At 66.5% G+C, this 19,695-nt stretch carries 18 protein-coding genes and 1 tRNA gene; 15 read left to right on the forward strand and 4 right to left on the reverse strand.

Annotated features, from left to right (window positions below):
• Window positions 1-37: 37 nt before the first annotated feature.
• Complete coding sequence (gene fliN, locus VT03_RS26640; protein WP_075095822.1) at window positions 38-385, reverse strand: flagellar motor switch protein FliN; 348 nt, start codon at window positions 383-385, stop codon at window positions 38-40.
• Window positions 386-780: 395 nt separating this feature from the next.
• Here fliN and VT03_RS26645 point away from each other — a divergent pair, with 395 nt between their 5' ends.
• From VT03_RS26645 to VT03_RS26710, 14 genes are all read left to right on the forward strand, one after another.
• The gene (locus VT03_RS26645) at window positions 781-1,512 is read left to right on the forward strand and encodes a flagellar hook-basal body protein (RefSeq protein ID WP_075095823.1); all 732 of its coding nucleotides are present in this window, start codon (window positions 781-783) and stop codon (window positions 1,510-1,512) included.
• Between the two features lies 1 nt (window position 1,513).
• A complete protein-coding gene (gene flgG / locus VT03_RS26650) occupies window positions 1,514-2,299 on the forward strand; it encodes a flagellar basal-body rod protein FlgG (protein WP_075095824.1) in 786 nt (261 codons plus the stop codon).
• Between the two features lie 11 nt (window positions 2,300-2,310).
• Window positions 2,311-3,378: a flagellar basal body P-ring formation chaperone FlgA gene (flgA, locus tag VT03_RS26655; RefSeq protein ID WP_075095825.1), complete on the forward strand. Its 1,068-nt coding sequence runs from the start codon at window positions 2,311-2,313 to the stop codon at window positions 3,376-3,378.
• Between the two features lie 29 nt (window positions 3,379-3,407).
• Window positions 3,408-4,034, forward strand: a complete 627-nt coding sequence (locus tag VT03_RS26660; RefSeq protein WP_075095826.1) for a flagellar basal body L-ring protein FlgH — start codon at window positions 3,408-3,410, stop codon at window positions 4,032-4,034.
• A 79-nt stretch (window positions 4,035-4,113) separates the two neighbouring features.
• The gene (locus VT03_RS26665) at window positions 4,114-5,250 is read left to right on the forward strand and encodes a flagellar basal body P-ring protein FlgI (RefSeq protein ID WP_075095827.1); all 1,137 of its coding nucleotides are present in this window, start codon (window positions 4,114-4,116) and stop codon (window positions 5,248-5,250) included.
• A gap of 64 nt (window positions 5,251-5,314) precedes the next feature.
• On the forward strand, window positions 5,315-5,626 hold the full coding sequence (locus VT03_RS26670; RefSeq protein ID WP_075095828.1) for a rod-binding protein: 312 nt from the start codon (window positions 5,315-5,317) through the stop codon (window positions 5,624-5,626).
• 5 nt (window positions 5,627-5,631) lie between these two features.
• Window positions 5,632-6,129, forward strand: coding sequence for a hypothetical protein (locus tag VT03_RS26675; RefSeq protein WP_156514774.1), 498 nt, complete (start codon window positions 5,632-5,634; stop codon window positions 6,127-6,129).
• Window positions 6,130-6,132: 3 nt separating this feature from the next.
• A complete protein-coding gene (gene flgK / locus VT03_RS26680; protein ID WP_075095830.1) occupies window positions 6,133-8,103 on the forward strand; it encodes a flagellar hook-associated protein FlgK in 1,971 nt (656 codons plus the stop codon).
• A gap of 54 nt (window positions 8,104-8,157) precedes the next feature.
• Window positions 8,158-9,594 carry a flagellar hook-associated protein FlgL gene (gene flgL, locus VT03_RS26685; protein WP_082846561.1) on the forward strand — a complete coding sequence of 479 codons (1,437 nt, stop codon included), beginning with the start codon at window positions 8,158-8,160 and terminating at the stop codon, window positions 9,592-9,594.
• Between the two features lie 116 nt (window positions 9,595-9,710).
• Complete coding sequence (locus tag VT03_RS26690) at window positions 9,711-10,094, forward strand: hypothetical protein (protein ID WP_156514775.1); 384 nt, start codon at window positions 9,711-9,713, stop codon at window positions 10,092-10,094.
• A 451-nt stretch (window positions 10,095-10,545) separates the two neighbouring features.
• On the forward strand, window positions 10,546-11,223 hold the full coding sequence (gene fliL / locus VT03_RS26695; RefSeq protein WP_075095833.1) for a flagellar basal body-associated protein FliL: 678 nt from the start codon (window positions 10,546-10,548) through the stop codon (window positions 11,221-11,223).
• Window positions 11,220-12,116 carry a FliM/FliN family flagellar motor switch protein gene (locus VT03_RS26700; RefSeq protein ID WP_075095834.1) on the forward strand — a complete coding sequence of 299 codons (897 nt, stop codon included), beginning with the start codon at window positions 11,220-11,222 and terminating at the stop codon, window positions 12,114-12,116. Before fliL ends, VT03_RS26700 begins: the two co-directional genes overlap by 4 nt.
• Window positions 12,117-12,238: 122 nt before the next feature.
• Window positions 12,239-12,928 (forward strand): flagellar type III secretion system pore protein FliP, encoded by a 690-nt coding sequence (fliP, locus tag VT03_RS26705; protein WP_075097309.1) that lies wholly within the window; start codon window positions 12,239-12,241, stop codon window positions 12,926-12,928.
• Between the two features lie 92 nt (window positions 12,929-13,020).
• Window positions 13,021-15,135, forward strand: coding sequence for a flagellar biosynthesis protein FlhA (locus tag VT03_RS26710; protein ID WP_075095835.1), 2,115 nt, complete (start codon window positions 13,021-13,023; stop codon window positions 15,133-15,135).
• Between the two features lie 322 nt (window positions 15,136-15,457).
• Here the strand turns inward: VT03_RS26710 and gcvPB are convergent, their stop codons facing one another.
• Together gcvPB and VT03_RS26720 are read right to left on the reverse strand one after the other, a co-directional pair.
• Window positions 15,458-16,936 (reverse strand): aminomethyl-transferring glycine dehydrogenase subunit GcvPB, encoded by a 1,479-nt coding sequence (gene gcvPB / locus VT03_RS26715; RefSeq protein WP_075095836.1) that lies wholly within the window; start codon window positions 16,934-16,936, stop codon window positions 15,458-15,460.
• A 157-nt stretch (window positions 16,937-17,093) separates the two neighbouring features.
• On the reverse strand, window positions 17,094-18,890 hold the full coding sequence (locus VT03_RS26720; protein ID WP_075095837.1) for an ArnT family glycosyltransferase: 1,797 nt from the start codon (window positions 18,888-18,890) through the stop codon (window positions 17,094-17,096).
• A gap of 298 nt (window positions 18,891-19,188) precedes the next feature.
• Between VT03_RS26720 and VT03_RS26725 the strand changes: the two genes are divergently transcribed.
• Window positions 19,189-19,380, forward strand: a complete 192-nt coding sequence (locus tag VT03_RS26725) for a hypothetical protein (protein ID WP_075095838.1) — start codon at window positions 19,189-19,191, stop codon at window positions 19,378-19,380.
• Window positions 19,381-19,507: 127 nt separating this feature from the next.
• Here VT03_RS26725 and VT03_RS26730 read toward each other — a convergent pair.
• Window positions 19,508-19,590, reverse strand: a tRNA-Leu gene (locus tag VT03_RS26730).
• Between the last annotated feature and the right edge of the window lie 105 nt (window positions 19,591-19,695).

A 19,695-nucleotide genomic window follows, 5' to 3' on the forward strand; every position in this document is an offset into this window, starting at 1 on the left:
GGCTGGTTCCTTCGCGAAAATTGTTCGATGAGGCGGGTCAGTGGCCGGGGCGGGGGGAGGACGTTTCGACCTGCGTGATGCGGACCGCATACCGGTCCTCGACGACCACGACTTCGCCCCGCGCCAGGCGGACTCCCTGAGCCATCAGGTCGATCGGCTGCGTGACGTAGCGGTCGAGCTCCACGACCGCCCCTTCTCCCAAACGAAGGAGTTCCCCGAGCGGGAGCGTAACCCGCCCCAGCTCGGCCGTGACGGTGACGCTCACGTCGAAGAACCGCTGGATCGGAAGCGACCCGGTCGACGCGGGCCCCGAGGCCAGCGGAGGGAAGTCCGGCGGGTGAACCGAGATGCCGGGTTCGGTATCGCTCACGACGGGGGTGGTCATGGGGCGGACTGCGATCGGGAAAAGCGTGGTGCAACGACCGGAGACGAAGTCCGGTATCGCCTACATCGGTTGCGCGAGGGGAAGGACTGGAGGACTTTGCGGGTTAGGAAGACTTTTCCGGGGAAATCGGCCAGGCGGGCCGTCGTGAGGGGCCTCCCCGGGAGCGGAAGGTCCCCCTGGGGACGACGCATCCCGCTCGGGAGAAACTGTTTGCAGCTCAGGAGAGGCCCGGTCTCCGTCGGGCGACGGGCGGCGGAAGGGGCGAGCGGAACGGCCCTTCTCTCGGCATTCCCCGAAGAATCGTTACAGCCCGCAGAGTCCCTCCGGTCGATACCAGAAGAGACGGGACCGAGCCGGCATTGCGCCGGACGGTCTCGGAAGAGGGGAGGGTGGGGATGCTGCAGGGACTCTATTCCGCTGCCAGTTCGATGGATTCGGCCGATCTGCAGCACGCGATCATTTCGCGGAACCTGGCGCACGCCAACGTGCCCGGCTTCCGGCGGATGCTCGTGCACCAGCAGACATCCGGTTCCTCCGGAAGCGGACAGTCCGGAGACGCGTCCGACCAGGGGCAGGGGGAAGCGAAGATCGCCGTCGACTTCAAGCCGGGGGCGATCCAGCAGACCGGCCGCGGTCTCGATCTGGCCCTGATGGGGGACGGCTTCTTCTCCGTCAACGGTCCCAACGGTCCGCTCTACACCCGGAACGGCTCGTTTCACATCAATCCCGAGGGAACCCTCGTGACGACCGAAGGGCTCCCGGTCCGCGACGACGGCGGCAGCCCGATCCAGATCCCCAACACCTCCAGCGAAATGGAAGTGGCGATCTCCGAGGGGGGACAGGTGATGGTCAAGGGACGGTCGGTCGGCGTCATTGGACGCTACGCCTTCCCTGATCCGAACGTGCTGGTGTCGCAGGGGACCACGCTGTTCGAGGCCCCGCCCGACGTCACCCCCAACTCGATCGACACCCAGGTCGGGACGGGAATGCAGGAAGGCTCGAATGTCGTTCCGGCGACGGAGCTGGTCCTGATGATTTCCGGCATGCGGCAGTACGAAGCCGCCCAGCGGATGATGCAATCGATCGGAACCGCCCTGCGGGAACGGATCCAACTGGAGGGCAAGTGAGATGCTGAGAGCGCTCTACACCAGCGCCACCGGGATGCGAGCCCAGGAAACGCTGATCGACAACACGGCGAACAATATCGCCAACGTGAACACGACCGGCTTCAAACGGAGCCAGTTGAACTTCGCCGACCTGCTGTACACCACGTCCCGCGCCGCCGGTACGGAGGTCGCGACCGGCCAGGTCTCGCCGACGGGACTCCAGATCGGCAGCGGGGTCCGGGCCGTGGGAACCACGAAGTCGTTCCTGGCCGGCGTCGCCGAACAGACCGGGAACCCCCTCGATGTCATGATCGTGGGGGACGGATTCATCAAAGTGGAGCTCCCCGGCGGGGAGTTCCGGTACACGCGGGACGGATCGCTCAAGCGGGACCAGACCGGCCAGCTCGTGACCGGCGACGGATATCGCGTCTTCGGCGGCCTGACGATCCAGGACGGGACCACGAACATCACGATCGGGACCGACGGGACGATCTCGGGGATCGGTCCGACGGGCGATCCGGTGTCGATCGGAAACCTCCAGCTCGCCCGGTTCCTCAATCCCGCGGGACTCAGCAGCGAGGGGGGCAACCTGTACCGGGTCACCCCCGCGTCGGGCCCGGAGAACCTGGGAACGCCCGGCCTCAACGGCCTCGGCACCATCCTGCAGAACCATCTGGAGAAGTCGAACGTCCAGGTGGTCACGGAGCTGATCTCGCTGATCACGGCGCAGCGGGCCTATGAAGTGAACTCCCGGGCGGTCCGGGCCGGCGATGAGATGCTCTCCACCACCAACGACATCGTCCGGTAGGGAAGGATCCCATGAAGGGGCGACCAGTTCAGCACGGAAGCGTTCTGCTCCTCCTGGCGATCTTCGCCGGGGAGGCCTGGGCCGGACCGCGCGCCGTCATTTCGCTCCGGGACGAATGCTCCGCTCCGGAGACGATCGTCGCCATCCGGGACGTGGCGGATGTCCGCTGCCCCGACGCCGCGGTCCGCCGGCGGCTGGAGGCGATCGACCTGTGGGAGTTCAAGGGGCCCGACGAAGTCGAGGCTACGATCCCCGTCGGCCTGCTCCAGATGCGGCTCCTGCTGGCGGGCGTCCCGCTCGACGAAGTCACCTTCACCGGTATGGACTCGGCTCATGTCCGGCTGTCGGGGAACCGGCTCGCAGCCGCCTCCCGCCTGACGCCGGACGGCAAGACCGCCATGTGCCCGCTGACGGACCTGATGCTGGAGGAGCGGCTGACGCTCCAGATCGCGCACCGCCTCGAGCTTTCGCCGCAGGACGTCCGGCTCCAGCTGACCGCCCCTTGTCTGGCGCGGGCGTTGCCGGCGAACGTCGTGGGAACGATGGGCATTCTCGAACTGACGGTCCTCGATCGGCCCGAGCCGGGACGGGTCCCGGTCGGCGTCCGCGTGCTCCAGGACAACCGGGTCGTGGCCCGGCTGCAGACGCAGGTCGACCTGGCCCTGCGGCTGCCGGTCCTGGTGGCCCGTCAGCCCCTCGTGCGGGGGACACTCCTCGATGAGAACGTCGTCGACGAACGACTCGACTGGGTGACGCGGAACGAGCCGCGCCCTCGCAAGGAGAGCGCCCTCGGCAGCCGCGTTAACCGCGACCTCGGCGAGGGCTACCTGCTCAAGATGTCCGACTTCTCGCGAAAGCCCGAAGTCCCCGCCGCCAGCGCCGCGGAGTTCGCCGTCCGCTCGCGGGACAAGGTGCAGATGACCGCCCGCAAGGGGCCGCTCGTCGTCGTCCTCCGGGGAGCCGAAGCGCAGCAGCAGGGGCGTGTCGGCGAGTGGATCAGCGTGAAGAACCTGGAGTCGAACCGGATTGTCACCGCCAAGGTCATCGGCCCCGGCGAGGTCGAGATTCCGCTCCAGTAGCGGAACCGTTTCAGGGAGGGGAGGGGATCATGTCCTACGGAAAGCTCATCGCGGCCGCGGTCGCGCTGGCGGTCGTCTGGTGCGGCACCGACGTCCGGGCCCAGAACCTGTGGCAGCGGCGCAGCACCACGCAGGGATTCCTGTTCTACGACACCCAGGCCCGCCAGGTCGGCGACCTCCTGACGATCGTCGTCCGGGAAGATTCGAGCATCCAGAACACCGACAACCGCGGGATGAAGAAGCAGACCGGCCTCAAGAGCGCCTTCTCGCTCGCGGGGGCGGCCGACGGCGGCTTCGCCTCGCAGGAGTCGACCGCGTCGGCGAGCGAGGCCCTGACCTCCGACCGTTCGATGAGCGGGAGCGCCAGCTTCCGCAGCCAGCGGGCCTTCACCGACATGATGACCGTCACCGTCACCGACGTCCTCCCGAACGGCAACCTGATCGTCCGCGGCTCGCGGGACATCGAGATCCAGGGGGACATCCGGACCCTGGTCGTGACCGGCGTGGTCCGCAGCTACGACGTGGGACCGGACAACACCGTGAACTCCCGCCTCGTCGGCGATCTCCGGACGGCGTACCTGGGGAACGGCCAGGAGCAGGCCTTCACCCGGCAGGGCTGGGGTGGCCGGATCGCCAACAAGCTCTGGCCATTCTGAGTCGTCTCCCGAACGTCAGCGGACCATCGACCGGCTCCTTCGAACCATTTTGTCCTCCTTCCCACCCTGCGAGCGTGCCATGAAATCGATCGGCGGACCTCTCGTCTGTCTGGCCGCCTGCGTCCTCGCCCTGGCGGCGGAGACCTGTTCCGCGGCCGGAACGCTCGTGCGGGTGAAGGACATCACGCGCGTTGAAGGAGAGCGGGAGAACGTCCTGGTCGGGCTGGGGCTCGTCACCGGTCTCCAGGGGACCGGGGGGAAGAACCCGATCACCCGCGAGTTCATCCTCAACCTGACGCAGAAGTTTGGGATCCGGGCAGAGCCTGAGTTGATCGCGCGGCTCCGCAACGACACGGCGGATAAGTCGGACAACACTTCCGTCGTCGTCGTCATGGCGAACCTCCGTACCGGCCGGAAGCCCGGTGAGCGGATCGACATCCTCGTTTCCTCGATGGATGACGCCAAGAGCCTCAACGGCGGCGTCCTCCTCCCGACTCCGCTCGTCGCCGTCGACGGGCAGGTCTACGCCCTCGGCTCCGGGCCGGTGACGATCGGCGGCTTCACCTTCAGCGGCGAGGCGGCCTCGGTCCAGAAGAACCACCCCACCACAGGGCGGATCTCGAACGGGGCGACGGTGGAGAAGGAGACGTTCGCCGAGCCGCTCGCTCCCGGGCGGATCCAGCTGCTGCTGCTCAATCCGGACTACGAGACCGCGCGGCGGATCGCCGGAGCGACCAACTCCAAGTTCCCCGGGACCGCCGGAGTCCTCGACTCGGGGACCGTGCAACTTGTCCCGCCCCCGGCCTGGAACGGTGTCGTCCGTGACTTCGCCGCGGAGGTGCAGCAGCTGACGGTCATTCCGGACAACGTCGCCCGGATCATCATCAACGAGCGGACCGGGACCGTCATCATCGGCGAGAACGTGCGGATCGCCCAGGTCCTCATCAATCACGCCAACCTGGCGATCTCGACCGCCGAGACCCCCGAGGTCTCGCAGCCCGCTCCCTTCAGCGAAGGGGAGACGACGGTCGTTCCGCGGACAACGGTCGACGTCATCGAAGAGAAGAAGCCGCTCACGATCATTCCGGAAACCGCCACGGTCAACGATCTGGCCCAGGCGCTCAACGCCCTCGGCGTCAGTCCCCGCGACCTGAGCTCCATCTTCCAGCAGCTCAAGGAATCGGGCGCGCTGCAGGCAGAGCTCGAACTCAAGTAAGCCGCACCTGTCCCCGTCCCCGTCCCAGCCCACGCCGCGATTGCTCCCCACGGAGGGAACCTTCATGAATCCCCTGTCATCCGTCCTGCCGGCCGGTTCGTACGACGCCGGGCTCGGTCTCAGCGGCAAGTCGGAAACCGAAGCGGCGAAGCAGCTCGAGTCGCTGTTCGTTTCGCTGCTCCTCAAGGAAATGCGGCAGACGATCGGCTCGGAAGACGGGTTTGCCGGAGACAAGTCCGACACGATCGGCGGGCTGTTCGACCAGTACATGGGCGAACACATGGCCGCGGGGGGGGGCCTGGGGATCGCCGACTCGCTCCGCGGCGCGCTGCTGCGGGATGCGGGGGGCGCTGGAGTGGGAGGAAGCGGCACGTGAGCTCGATGACGCCTCGCAACGAACTGTCGGCCCTCGCGGACGAGAGTCAGGTCCTCCTGGCGGCGGAGATCGAACATCTCTCCGCGGTCCGGGACTGGCTGCAGCGAATCATCACGGTCCAGACCGACCGGGAAGTCGCGCTGGCGATCCCGCGTCTCGAGGAATCGGCCCGCGCGGTCGGCGAGAAGCGGCGGCGGTTCCGGCAATCACTCGGCCGCGCGCTGCGGCTGCCGCCGGCGGAGTGCGGCATGGGCGCCCTCCTGGAGCGGCTGCCGGCCGAACGGCGGGCGTCGCTGGCGACCGCCCGCTCCCATGCGCTGTGGCTGGCGAATCAGGTGGGCCGGCTGACGCGGCTCGCCCGGATGCAGGCCAATGACCTGGCGAACTGCCTGGGGCTGCTGCTCTCGTCCGGCTCGGGACCGTCGCCGGTTGTCGAGCGGTACGACGGGCGGGGACTGCGGACGCAGTCGCACCGGGCCACCCTGCTGAACGATCGGTGCTGAGCCATGCTGGAATTCAACATCGCACTCTCGGCATTGCGGGCCAGCCAGCGGGGGCTGCAGGTCACCGCGAACAACCTCGCCAACTCGGCGACGCCGGGCTACCACCGCCAGTCGCTCGTTCTGACCGAGAGCAACCCGATTCGTGTCCAGGGGCTGAACCTGGGGACGGGGGTTACGGTCGAACGGATCAACCGCGCGCGGGCCGCCCTGACCGAGGTGACGCTGAACGCCGTCTCCTCGCAGCAGGGGACCGCCCAGGCGCGGCTCGACACGCTCCAGAAGATCGAGTCGCTCTTTGCCCCGGGGGACGGGAGCATCCACGCGGAGCTCGAGAACTTCTTCACACAGCTCGATCAGCTGGCGACGAATCCCGGCGACGTGACGATCCGCCGCGGAGTCGTCCAGGGGGCGCAGGGGATCGCCCGTTCGCTGAACGCGATTGCCGATGGGCTCAGCGATCTCCAGCAGGACCTCGACACGACGATCGACGAGCAGGTCGATCAGGTGAACACCCAGATCCGCCAGGTCGCCGATCTGAACGCCAAGATCGCCGTCGCCAAGGGGCAGGGGGGGGATCCCAACGATCTCCTCGACATGCGGGACCAGATCCTCAAGGAGCTCTCGAACGTCATCGACGTCCGGGTGATCGAGGCCCCCAACGTTCCGGACACGGTCTATCTTGCCGGGGGGAGCGTCGTCTTCAGCACGACCCCGGTCGATATCGAGCGGACGACGCTGTCGGACGGAACGACGCAACTCGTCCGGCCTCCTTCGACGCAAGCCCTCACGATCCCCACCGGAAGCCTCGCCGGCCTGCTCGAAGCCCGGAACGAGCTCGTCGGCTTCGCCAGGGAGCAACTGAACGAGTTCTCGCAGACCTTCATCCGCTCCGTCGACTCCATCCACGCCGCCGGCCTGGGTCAGGGGGGGGCGCAGAACCGCTACGACAGCTCGCGCCCCGTCGGCAGCGTGACGGCGCCGCTGGCGCAGGCCGGGACCGCCTTTCCCGTTTCGAAAGGCTCCCTCTACGTCGGTGTGACGAACCAGTCGACCGGCGTGCGGACGGTCCACCGGGTCAACTACGACCCGGCGGTCGACAGCCTGAACGACATCGCCGCCCGGCTGGGGACGGTCCCCAACGTCCAGGGGCTGACGCAGTCGGCCGCGGGGTCGCTGTCGATCGTCGGGGACGTCGGTTACACGGTCGACTTCGCCGGGCAGTACCCGAGCGACCTCCACACCACCGCCTGGACCGGCACCAGCAAGGCGACCTTCAGCGGCGCGTACTCCGGAACGGCGAACGAGCAGTACACGTTCGCCGTCAACGGCTCCGGCCGCGTCGGCGTCGATGCCGGACTGTCGGTCGATGTCTTCAACACGGCGGGAGAGCGGATCGCGACGCTCGACGTCGGGAGCGGCTACTCGCCCGGCAGTCCGCTGACCCTGCCGGGAGGCGTGAAGGTCCAGTTCTCGGCCGGGACGATCACCGGGGGTGAATCGGGGACGGCCGCGATGGTCCGGAACTCGGACAACGGCGGTCTCCTCTCGGCGCTCGGGATTAATTCGCTCTTCACCGGCGCGGGGGCGGGCGATCTGGCGGTCCGCCAGGAGATCGTCAGCGACCCGAGCCGCCTTTCGGCCGGCCAGTTTGCCGTCTCGGGCGACAACGGGGCGGCCAAGCTCCTCGCGCAGCTTCGCACGACCGACCTGTTCGGCGGGGTGCAGTCGGCGGAGGAGTACCTTTCCGATCTGACCGCCCTGCAGGCGTTCCGCTCGCAGGACGCGAAGAACCAGGTCTCGAACCTGGAAGGGGTGACCGCCCGGCTGGAGGCGGAGCGGGACGGCGTGTCGGGGGTCGACACGAACGAGGAGCTGATGAACATGCTCCAGTACCAGCGGATGTTCCAGGCGGCGTCCCGGTTCATGCTGACGGTCAACGACACACTGCAGGAGCTCATGTCCGTGATCCGGTGATGGAGCGCCCATCGCCGCGGACCCGGCCCTTCCGGCCGGCCGGAGGAGGAAACCGTGACCTTTCGAGTGACACAATCCGGACTCTATTCGAGCGCCCTGCGGAACCTGCGCAAGCAGACGACGTCGCTCGGCCGGCTCCAGGAGCAGATGCTTTCCGGGAAGCAGCTGCTGACCCCGTCGGACGATCCGACGGCGGCCAAGACGATCATCCTGCACAAGTCGGCCATCGGGAAACTCGAGTCGCGGCTGACCTCGATCGGGACCGCCCGGAACTGGCTCTCGCAGGGGGAGGTCCAGCTCACCGACGCGCAGGAGATGATGACGCGGGCCAAGGAGATTGCGCTCGCCGGCCGTCAGTCGACCGATCCGACGGAGCTGCGGACCCTGGCGGCCGAAGTCGACCAGATCCTGGGGCGGATGGTCTCGATCGCCAATACCAAGGACCAGGGCCTATACCTGTTCGGTGGAAACCAGTCGGACGCGCAGCCCTACTCGATCCAGAACGGCCGGGTCGTCTACGGCGGCGGGTCCCAGGGGGTGTCGGTCTCGTCGGGAGACGGTGTCGACCTCCCGATGATCCTGTCGGGAAGCGACGTCTTCACGAACTCCGCCCGCGGCGCGACGATCATTCTCGGGAACACCGGCCTCAAGCCGGGAAGCGGGACCGACAGTGGCGTCGGGCAGTCGTCGATCCTGATCCGGAACACCTCCACGACCTTCGCGGGGGGCTCGGGGATCGCGAGCGGAACGGGAGCCGCGGCGGGCGACACGGTGCTCGGGGCGGTCGGGACGCACACGCTGACGATCCGGGACGAAAGCGGCACCGGCGCCTACGGGACGATCTCGATCAACGGCGGTCCGGAGGTTCCGTTCACGAACGGGGACACGAACCTCAAGCTCCAGGGGGCTCAGGGGGAAGTGGTCTATGTGAACACGACCGCGATCACCGCCGGCTTCAACGGGACTGTCGGCGTCGGGGGGGACGGAACGATCTCCCTCGATGGCGGGGTGACCGAGGTTCCGCTGACCTACGCCACGAACGTCCAGCTCCAGGATCCGGCGACGGGGCAGGTGACGAACCTCGATACCTCCGCGGTCCGGGTCGCGGGGACGGCCCAGGCGGAATACACGGGGACATCGGACGTTTTCAGCACGCTCTCGGAGCTCCGGGACACGCTTCTTAACGCGTCGAACCTCCCGTCGGGGGAGCTGCAGCAGGCCTTCACACGGCGGATCGGCGACATCGACCGGCTGGCGGACCACATGTACGACGTCCGCGGTGAGCTGGGTGTCGTCCAGCTCCAACTCGACAAGCTCCAGACCCGGACCGAGGACCTGCGGCTGGCCACGAAGCAGTCGTTGTCCGACGTCGAGCAGGTCGACGTGACGGACGTCGTCGTCAAGCTCCAGGAGGCCCAGAACCAGATGCAGTTTGCGCTGGCGGCGGTCGCCCGGCTCAATGACGTCAGCCTCCTCAATTACATGCAGTGATCCGGTCGGCCGGTGTCCGACGTTGCGGACCGTCAACGTGGGTCGTTGCCTTTTGGCAACCGGCGTGTCGGTTTTCGGCCACATCCGGTTAGAATTCGGGCGTGAAGGAGCCCGCCATGAAGTCCCCCTCATCCTCTCCATCCCCATCCGCCGAACCCATTCGGCGGCTCGATGCCGCTCCTCCCGCGGGGGCGAGCGCGGTGACGCGTCCGCACTTCGAGATCACGACCGGGGCGGTGTGGGGCCGGCTTCACGAAGCGGCGATGCGGGACAATGTCGACCTTCGCGACCTGGGGGAAGCGGCGGCGATGTATCCGGCGGTCCGGGATGGGATTCTCCGCGTGGCGAACTGTGTGGAGCCGGGGCCGTTGCGTCCGTTTGATGATGTGACGCGGGCGATGGTTTTTATGGGGCTGCGGCGGTTGCGGGCGTTGTTTGCGGAGCGGGTGGAGGAGTTGGCAAGTGAGGAACCGGCCCGGTCTGATCGCGTACGGGCCTGATCGCCGCGATGCTCAACCCGCGCTTGCCGGCACGACTCCCATAGCTCAGACCCAACTTTCCACGGCAGCCGGGGTCAAGGGGGCGACCCCTTGCCGCCGGAGGCGCTTCCATGAGGAACCGTGGTAAGCAACGGACGTCCGCTTTGTAATCCCCGCGGGTTGGTGAGGGGGCATACGGCACGTCGTCCGCGCTCGGACACTCACTCCTTCCGACGTCTCTCGACGGCTAGGCCTCCGGCGGGCAAAGGGCCAATAAAGGAACACAGGCCCCTCTGCACTCCCCACCAGGGTGCCCCTGGACCCGGCGAAAATTGCCGATCGCTGATGTCCCATTTCGCCGCATCCGCCCGCCTCTCCACACCGATCCGGCAATGTCTTCCCCGACGTTAGAGTCCCTCAAGTCCCCCATCCACTCCTGCCGAAAAGGACGAAATCCGTAGGAGGCACACCCATGGCTAACGCCCCCGCTCCCCCGCCTGGCGAGGGGCAGGAAGAGGCCCCCGTCAAGAAAGGGCCCGGCATCATCGTCTGGCTGCTGGCGGCCGTCGTCTCCGGCGGCGTAGGCTTCGCCGTACCAATCTTCCTCCCCATGGGAGACGCCGGCGACGCAGCCAAAGCGGCCTCCGAAGGAACCGAGGAACACGGTCACGAAGCCGCACCGGCCGGCCACGGCGCCCCAGCCCCGTCAGCCCACGCTGACAGCGGCCACGGCGGCGGAGGAGGCCACGGCGCCAGTGCTCACGGAAGCGGCGGACACGGCGGAGGAGGCCACGGCGCCGGCGGACACGGGACCACCAACCCCAACGCCACGGTCGCCTTCGTCAACTTCGGCGACATCGTGGTCAATCTCGACGAAGGACGCCTGAACCGCTATCTCCGTCTCAAGATCATGCTCCAGGTGAAGCCCCAGGACGAAGGGATCGTCACCACGGAGATGGAGACCCAGCGGACCGTCCTCAAAAGCTGGCTCCTGAGCTACCTCTCGGACAAGACCCTTTCGGACATCCGCGGGGCGGCCGGGCAGGGAATGCTCCGCCGCGAAATCCAGGAATACTTCAACACGACGCTCTTTCCCGACGGCAAAGACCGCGTCTACGACGTGCTGTTCGACGAATTCAATATTCAATGAGTGACGCCGCTCCGTTGCCCCGCCATGACTTCCAGGATCCCCGGCGCCCGCCGGCCGGAGTCTGGAAGGCTTTGACGCAGTGGGTGAAGGACGCCTTCCACCTGACGCAGGAAACCTGGCAGCCGCTGCTGACCTCTCCCTGCTCGTTCGAAGTCGTCGGCGTCGAGCTCCGCGACATCCGCGAGGCGGTCGGACTGATGCCGCAGCCCGGTGTCGGGATGCAGTTCGAGTTCGCCGATGCCGCGATGGCGGGACTTCTGGTCTTTTCCCAGAAGCTGGCCGTCGGACTCCTGGCCGATCTCCTGGGAGACCGCCAGACGGAAGGTCCGGCCCCGCGTGAGCTGACCGACCTCGAAGAGTCCCTCTTGGCGATCCTCTTCCAGCAGTTGGCGACCGCCTTCGGCGAAAGCTGGCCGGCGGCGCAGCCGATCTCCAACCGCTTCCTGGAGTTCGTCGACCGTCCCCACCGGACGCGGCTGTTCGGGCCGGACGCCACGGTCGTCGCGGTCCGCCTCAAGCTCAAGATGCGGTTTGGCGAGGAAGAAGCGATCTGGCTGCTCCCGCTCGACGCCGTCGAATCCCTGCTGCGGACCGAAGCGCAGTCCTCCGACGCCGGCGACGGGCCCCCGGCGACCGTTTCGGAAGGGCTCGCCATGCAGCTGCCCGCCACGATGGTCGTGGAACTGGGCCGGACTCGCCTCAAGATGTCGGAAATTGCCGCTCTGCGGGTCGGGGACGTCATTGTTCTGGATCAATCGATCTCCCGTCTGTTACAGACCTCCATCGGGACATGCGTGAAGTTCCGGGGTTCTCCCGGCCGCGTCGGACCGCGTCAGGCCCTCCTGATCGAGTCCGTCGTCGGTGACGACGCATTTCCCGGCTCGGCTTCCTAGAGACCCGCTCCCGGCTCCGTCCGGAAGTCGTGTTTCGGGCCGCGCTCCGGTGCCTTTCGGCCTTCGACCGCTCGCGTTTGAGCGGCGACGGGCTGCGCGGCTGCCGCGGACAGGAGGTCCGCATGAACGAGACGATCCAGGACCTGGCTCAGAACGCCGCGACCGGCGCCGCACCCGCTCTCGGGCAGCCGCTGCAGATCGCGCTGATGCTCGGCGCGCTGGCCTTCATCTCCGCCGCCCTCGTGACCCTGACCGCGTTCACGCGGATCATCATCGTCCTCTCATTCGTCCGCCGGGCCCTCTCGACGCAGGAAATCCCCCCGACGCAGGTCCTGATCGGCCTCGCCCTCTTCCTGACGCTGTTCGTCATGGGCCCCACGCTCGACGGCATCGACAAGGACGCCGTCCGGCCCTTCATGGCCGAAAAGATCTCCGGAATGCAGGCCTGGGAGATCGGAAGCGGGCACCTGCGGACGTTCATGACCCGCCAGACCCGCAAGCAGGACCTCGCCCTCTTCCTCGACCTCGCCGGCCTCAAGAAGGTGAGCGGCCCCGAAGCGGTCCCGTGGCGGGTCCTGATGCCCGCCTTCGTCACGAGCGAGCTGCGGACCGCCTTCATCATGGGGTTCTGCATCTACCTCCCGTTCCTCCTCGTCGACCTCGTCGTCTCGATCATCCTGATGAGTCTCGGCCTGATGATGATGCCTCCGGTCATCATCTCCGCCCCCTGCAAGTTATTGCTGTTCGTCCTCGTGGACGGCTGGACGATCCTGCTGAAAGCCCTGAGCCTGAGTTTTCACTCGACAGGGTAGGGGAGTGGACGAGGGACTAGGGACAAGGGTCTGGCGATCGAGACGCGAGACCGGAGTTCATCGCCGACAGTCACTCCAACCGTTTTGTCCGCATGTCGACTGCTACGCCCAATCCCGCCGCCAAGATGTCCAACCAGAGCGACACACTGCTCTCGTTCGGGCTGCTGGCGATCCTCGTTGTCATGCTCGTGCCGCTGCCGACGGCGCTGCTCGACATGCTGATCGCCTTCAACCTTGGCGTGACCGTGCTGCTGATGCTCGTCACGCTGAACGCCAAGCAGGCGCTCGACCTGTCGGTCTTCCCGTCGCTGCTGCTGCTCCTGACGCTCTACCGCCTCTCGCTCAACGTGGCGACGACGCGACTGATTCTCCTCGACGGCGACGCCGGCCGGATCGTTTCGACATTCGGCAACTTCGTCGTCGGCGGGAACCTGATCGTCGGGCTCGTGATCTTTTTGATCCTGGTCATCATCCAGTTTGTCGTCATCACCAAGGGGGCCTCGCGCGTCTCGGAAGTCGCCGCCCGCTTCACCTTGGACGCCATGCCGGGCAAGCAGATGGCGATCGACGCCGAGCTCAACGCCGGCGCGATCAACGAAACCGAAGCCCGCCGCCGCCGCGACCTCCTGACCCGCGAGACTGAGTTCTACGGGGGTATGGACGGGGCGAGCAAATTCGTCCGCGGCGACGCGATCGCCGGCCTGATCATCACGGCGATCAATCTCGTCGGGGGCGTGGCCCTCGGCCTCACGAACGGGATGACGTTTGCCGACTCCCTCCGCAACTACGCGGTGCTGAGCGTCGGCGACGGTCTCATCTCGCAGATTCCCGCCCTGATCATCGCCACAACCGCCGGTATCCTCTCGACCAAGGCGAACTCCGCGACGAGCCTCGGCCAGGAAATCGGCGACCAGATGTTCCGCCACGAGCGGTCGCTGATCGTCGGCGCGGTGATTGTCGCCGCGATGGCCCTCACCCCCGGCCTCCCCAAGCTCCCGTTCCTCGCCCTTGCCGGCGGTCTCTGGTGGCGGGTCGCGCGGGGCCGGAAGGCGAAGGCGGAACCGGTCAAGGAGCCGGTCCAGGAGAAGACTGCCGAAGTCCGCGAGATCGAGCATCTGCAGGAGTTCCTGATCACCGACCGCGCCATCATCGAGGTCGGGACGCGGCTCATTCCCTTCGTGAACAACAAGCAGGGGAAGAGCGTCACCGAGCAGATCACGTCACTCCGCCGTGACTTCTCGCGAACCAACGGGATCTGGATCCCGCCGGTGCGGGTCATCAACAGCGTCGAACTGGAGCCCGAGACCTACCGTGTCCTGATCGCCGGCCGGACCGTCGCCAAGGCCACGATCCGTGTCGACATGGTGATGGCGATCGCTCCCGACGACCGCCCGATCCCGGTCCCGGGCGAAGACACCCGCGAGCCCGCCTTCAATCTTCCCGCCCGCTGGATCGCCACCGAGAGCCAGCGGCTGGCCGAGATCCACGGCTGCACGGTCGTCGATCCAGCGAGCGTGCTCGTGACGCACCTCGGGGAAGTCCTCAAGCGGCACGGCCACGAGCTTATCAGCCGCGAAGACGTCAAGAAGATGATCGATACCGTCAAGGCGTTCGCGCCGACGGTCGTGGAGGAGCTGAAGCCGGACGTGGTCCGGATGGCGGTCCTGCATCAGGTCCTCGTCCTGCTCGCCGCCGAGCGGGTGGCGCTGGCCGACCTTGTCCTGATCCTCGAATCGGTCCTCAACCATGGGCCGCAGATCAAGGTTCCCGAAGACCTCGCCGACCGTGTTCGCGAAGACCTCGGGCGGCTGATCTGCGACCGCTACCGCGACGACGGCGGTTCGCTGCGGGTGGTGATCCTCGATCCCCGTCTGGAGAAGCAGCTTCGGGACTCGATCCGGGAGAAGCAGCTGGCTCTCGCTCCACAGCCGCTGGAGAAGCTGCTTGGATCGCTCTCAGCGCAGGTGCAGAATGCCCAGCGCCAGCAGTTGCCGCTGGCGGTGTTGATCGACAAGACGCTTCGCCGTCCGTTGCGGCGGCTGCTGGTCCGGGCCGCGCCGGACCTGGGGGTCATCAGTTATCAGGAAGTTCCGCCGGACATCATGCTTCAGACGGTGACGATGCTGAAGCTGGAAGATGTTTTCCCGGCGGCACCGGGCGATGCGGCCCGTGCTCCGAATCCGCTGGCGGATCTGATGGCCGCCTAGAACCGCGTCCTTGCCGGGACGGCTCGTTAGCTCAAACCCAACGTGCCACGGCCGCTGGGGTCAAGGGGGCCACGCCCCCTTGCCGCCGGAGGCGCTTCAATGAGGAACCGTGGTAAAACGACGGCTGTCCCCTTTGTGGCACCGGCGTTGAGGACTCACCGCTTGCTCTGAAGTCCCCGCGGGTTGGTGAGGGGGCATACGACACGGTGTCCGCGCTTGGACACGATCTCCTTCAGACATCTCTCGACGAGAGGGCCTCCGGCGGGCAAGGGCATTCTGCCCCCTGCACCCCCTGACCAGGGTGCCCCTGGACCCGGTAAGGTCAACCGTCCTTCAGGCACGCTTTCCAACGGAACTTCGGATTCCGACCCGCCGCCACCTCATCCGGCCGACGAATCCCCGTCGTGTGCGGCGCCTGCTTCAACATCGCCGGATCCTCCTCCACAATCTTCCGCACCGCTTCCACAAACGCATCCAGCGTCGCCTTTGACTCCGTCTCCGTCGGCTCAATCATCAACGCTTCCGGCACCACGAGCGGGAAGTACACCGTCGGAGCATGGAACCCATAGTCCAGCAGCCGCTTGGCGATCTCCATCGCCGTAATCCCGCGGCCATCCTTGAGCGACTTCGCCGAAGCCACAAACTCGTGCATGCAGAACCCGCCATGCGGCACCGGCAGCACATCCTTCAACCGAGCCTTCAGATAGTTCGCATTCAGCACCGCCTGCTCGGTCATCTCCCGAGCCCCCTGCGGACCCAGCGTCCGCAGATAGAAATACCCCCGCAGCAGAATCCCGACGTTCCCAAAGAAGCTCCGCACCCGCCCGATCGACTTCGGCGGCGTCTTGAGGCGATAGGTGGCCTCGCCCCCCGCCGCGGCGGTCTTCTCGATCACCGGGCCGGGCAAGTAATCCGCCAGGAACGGCCGAACGGCAATCGGCCCCGACCCCGGCCCGCCGGCGCCGTGAGGACCCGTGAAGGTCTTGTGCACGTTGTAGTGCATCATGTCGCCGCCAAAGTCCCCCGGCCGCGTCACCCCGACGATGGCATTCATGTTCGCCCCGTCGATGTAGACCAACCCGCCGACGTCATGCAGCATCTTCGAGATCTGGGCGATGTCCTTCTCAAAGATCCCCAGCGTGTTCGGATTCGTCACCATGAAGACTGCGGTCGAATCGTCGAGATGCGTCTGCAGCTCCTTGACGTCGACGAGGCCGTTCGCGGACGGCGGCAGCTGCACGCAGTCAAAGCCGGCGATCGCCGCGCTTGCGGGATTGGTCCCGTGGGCGCTGCTCGGGAAGAGAACCTTCGTCCGCTTCTCACCCCGGTCCTTGAAGTACGCCGCGGCGGTGAGCAGCGCGGCGAATTCTCCCTGAGCCCCGGCCGCCGGCTGCAGCGACACCGCCGGCAGCCCGGCGATCTCGGCCAGCATTTCCTGCATTTCATAGAGGAGAGCCAGCATCCCCTGCGTGTCTTCCTCGCGAGCGTGCGGGTGGAGGTCGACCAGGCCGTGCAGACGGGAAAGCCGCTCATGCCGCTTGGGGTTGTACTTCATCGTACAGCTCCCGAGCGGATAGAAGTGCGTGTCGACGCACATGTTCTGCGTCGAGAGGTTCACGAAGTGCCGGACGACATCCGGTTCGGAGAGTTCCGGCAGTCCCGGCGGCTGCGGAGCGACATTGTCGTGACCCAGCAGCTCGGCCAGTGGAGCGGCCGGCACGTCGCACTTCGGAAAGATCGCGGCCCGACGACCGGGGGACGAGAGCTCGAACAGCGGACGGGTCGCCTGGACGTTACGCATTGGTCAATCGGAAGTCAGTGGGAAGTCTGCGAGCGGGGCGGGGAAGTGTGTCGAACAGGGGGACGACACACAAGCACCCCAAAACGGTCGCCGCAGGGCGATCGGTCCAGCATCGTAGAAGTCTGTGCAGTTTAGCGGAAGCGGCGGGCCGATTCGCTCACGGACTCTTCGAGGGATCGGAGACTTCAGATGCGTATAGGGCGGCGAGCTGCACCCCTTCCCGGCAAACTTCCGCCAGGAGCCGGAAGCCATTGGCGGCGACGCGGTCTTCACGAAGGGTTTCCCAGGGATCCGCCATCCGCCGGTGAACGACAACGTAGCGGACTTCGCTGCGAATCCGGTCCTCAAACGAAGCCAGACGGACCCCGTGCCGCTGCAGGATCGGCGACTGGGCCTCGAGATCGGGAAGCTGCAGCGGGTGCAGCACAGGAGCGACATGAACCGTCGCCCCCTCGGGCACGTTTCGGACGATCTCCTCCTGGAACGTCCGGTTGACCGACTCCCCCCAGTAGCTCCGCTCAAAGCCCAGCCGGTTCGCCCCCCAGAGCCCGCTGACCGCGACATTGTAGTGGCTGAGCAGGAACGGCCAGACGGTCCAATACCCTGCGGTCTGGATCGCCAGAAAGCTCCCCATTGCAATCGCCGCCAGCCGGGATCTTCCCAGGACAGGGGGAGCGGTTGGTGAACTCGCGGCTTCGGCAGCGACACCCGGCGAGAACCGTCTTTCGAGCCGCGCCCACATCACCGCAGCCCCTCGCCCGATGAAGACACCCCACAGCGGATAGATGATGAGGAACAGCCGTTCCCCGTCGTACACCGCGATCCCTGGCTTGGCGAACAGCACGAGCGGGAACAGGATTGCCGTCAGAACGAGCTGCAGCCGCGGATCGCGGAGCGGAGTCGCGGGCAAAGATGCCGGAGCTGATGGCGACTTCGCAACGAGTCCCAGCAAGGCGGCGATATGGAGTCCGAGCGGGACCGTGACCGCAAAGATCACGAACGGATAGTGCCACGGCACGTCGATGTCGGCGAACTTCGTCCCTTCGTAGTAGCAGTAGAGGACTTGCCGGTCCGTTGACCGGGCGAAGAAGTCGATGACGTGCGCTACCGGGTTCAGCCACAGCCAGGGCCAGCCGACGAAGAAGGTCAAAAAGCCGACGACACCGAAGATCGCCCCGGGCAGGATCGCCCGATGCCGGAAGTGCCACAGCCCCCACAGTCCGACCGGGACTGCGGCCAGCGCTCCCTGGATCTTTGTCAGCAGCGCCAGGCCGAACAGGAATCCCGCGAACATCGCCGCACTCATCGCGACCTTCGCGGGCTTTCCCGCAACCGGAGCGACCATCGAACGCGACCACGCATCCGCGACGTACAGGATCGTCGCCGTGTAGGTCAGTCCAACGAACGTCTCCAGCGAGGCGATATGCGAGTGGCCGAACAGCCTGGGAATCAGGGCCAGCGAGAGCGCCGCGAGCCACCCGGCCCGCACTCCGCACCATCGGCTCGTAAACCATCCGACGAGGAAAACCGTCAGGCCGAACGCCAGGGCCGGGGCGATGCGGGCATCCGCCGTCACATAGTCGGTCGGCGGCCGCCCGCGGAACGCCTGGACCGTGTCATGCACCACCCCCATCGCGACCCGGCCGAGGGGCGGGTGATCGGGGTTGTAGGCCCGCGTGCCGAAGATCTCCTTGATGCTGTCCCAAGCCAGGACCCCCAGGCCGTAGATCCGGACCGACCGGACCAGATACATCCCCATCTCGACGTTGTAGACCTCATCCAGTGTCAGCCCTGGACCCGCCGGGAGGTGCGGGAGGTTCCCTGCCGGATCGCGGGTCACGATGGACGCGGTCGAGGCGAGCACCGAGATCAGGACGAGCACCGCGATCGAACTTCGCCACCAGGGGCAGCCGAGGTCGGGAGCGGGATCGCCGGGGTGAGGAACGGAAGACATCAGCAAGAGATCGCGGGAACGGACGCAGGGGGAGACCGGCTCATCATGGAGCCGTCACGAGGCGTCGGCCAGTCGATTGCAGAGGAGGGACCGGAAACCGGCAGCGGAATCAGAACAGGAGAACGACGATCCGAAGTTCGGAATCTGCGGCCTGGCCTGGAAAAACCGAGGGAAACGGTCGTGCGGAGAGGACCGGTCCGGACGCCGGGCCGCGATAGCTCCGGTCGATGTTCCCCATGAAGAGGGGATATGATCCTCAGGGTGGGCTGAGAACGGGTTCGACCGGAGAGGCAGGCTCGTGGGCAACGGAAGGGCGGGGCTGGCGGAGGGCGCGTTCGGTTTGTGGATCTTCGCCTGCGCGGTCTTCCTGGAACTCGTTGCGACGGACACGATCCCGCTCTACTGGTGGATCGTCGCGTTCTTCTTCGGCCCGTTTGCCCTTCTCCTCTGCGCGTTCCTTCTGATTCTCTGCTTCGGGGCCAGGAAGTGAGAACGTGACAGACGGGCCGAAGAGCACTGCCCGGGGCCTCGCCGGTCGAGCCCCGAGCGAAGGGGAACACAAATCGGATCGCCAGAAAACAAAAAAGGGACCAACGATGAATCGTTGGTCCCTGAGGTGCCCACGACAGGACTTGAACCTGTACGTCTTTTGGACACTAGCTCCTGAAGCTAGCGCGTCTGCCAATTCCGCCACGTGGGCTCGTGGACCGCGAATCCTACTCCCCTTGATCGCAAATTCAAGCGACTTGTGCGAATGGGGCGCAGGGCGATATCAAACGGAACAGATGGGACGGACTGGGGGCTC

The sequence above is a fragment of the Planctomyces sp. SH-PL14 genome, assembly GCF_001610835.1.
GTDB lineage: Bacteria > Planctomycetota > Planctomycetia > Planctomycetales > Planctomycetaceae > Planctomyces_A.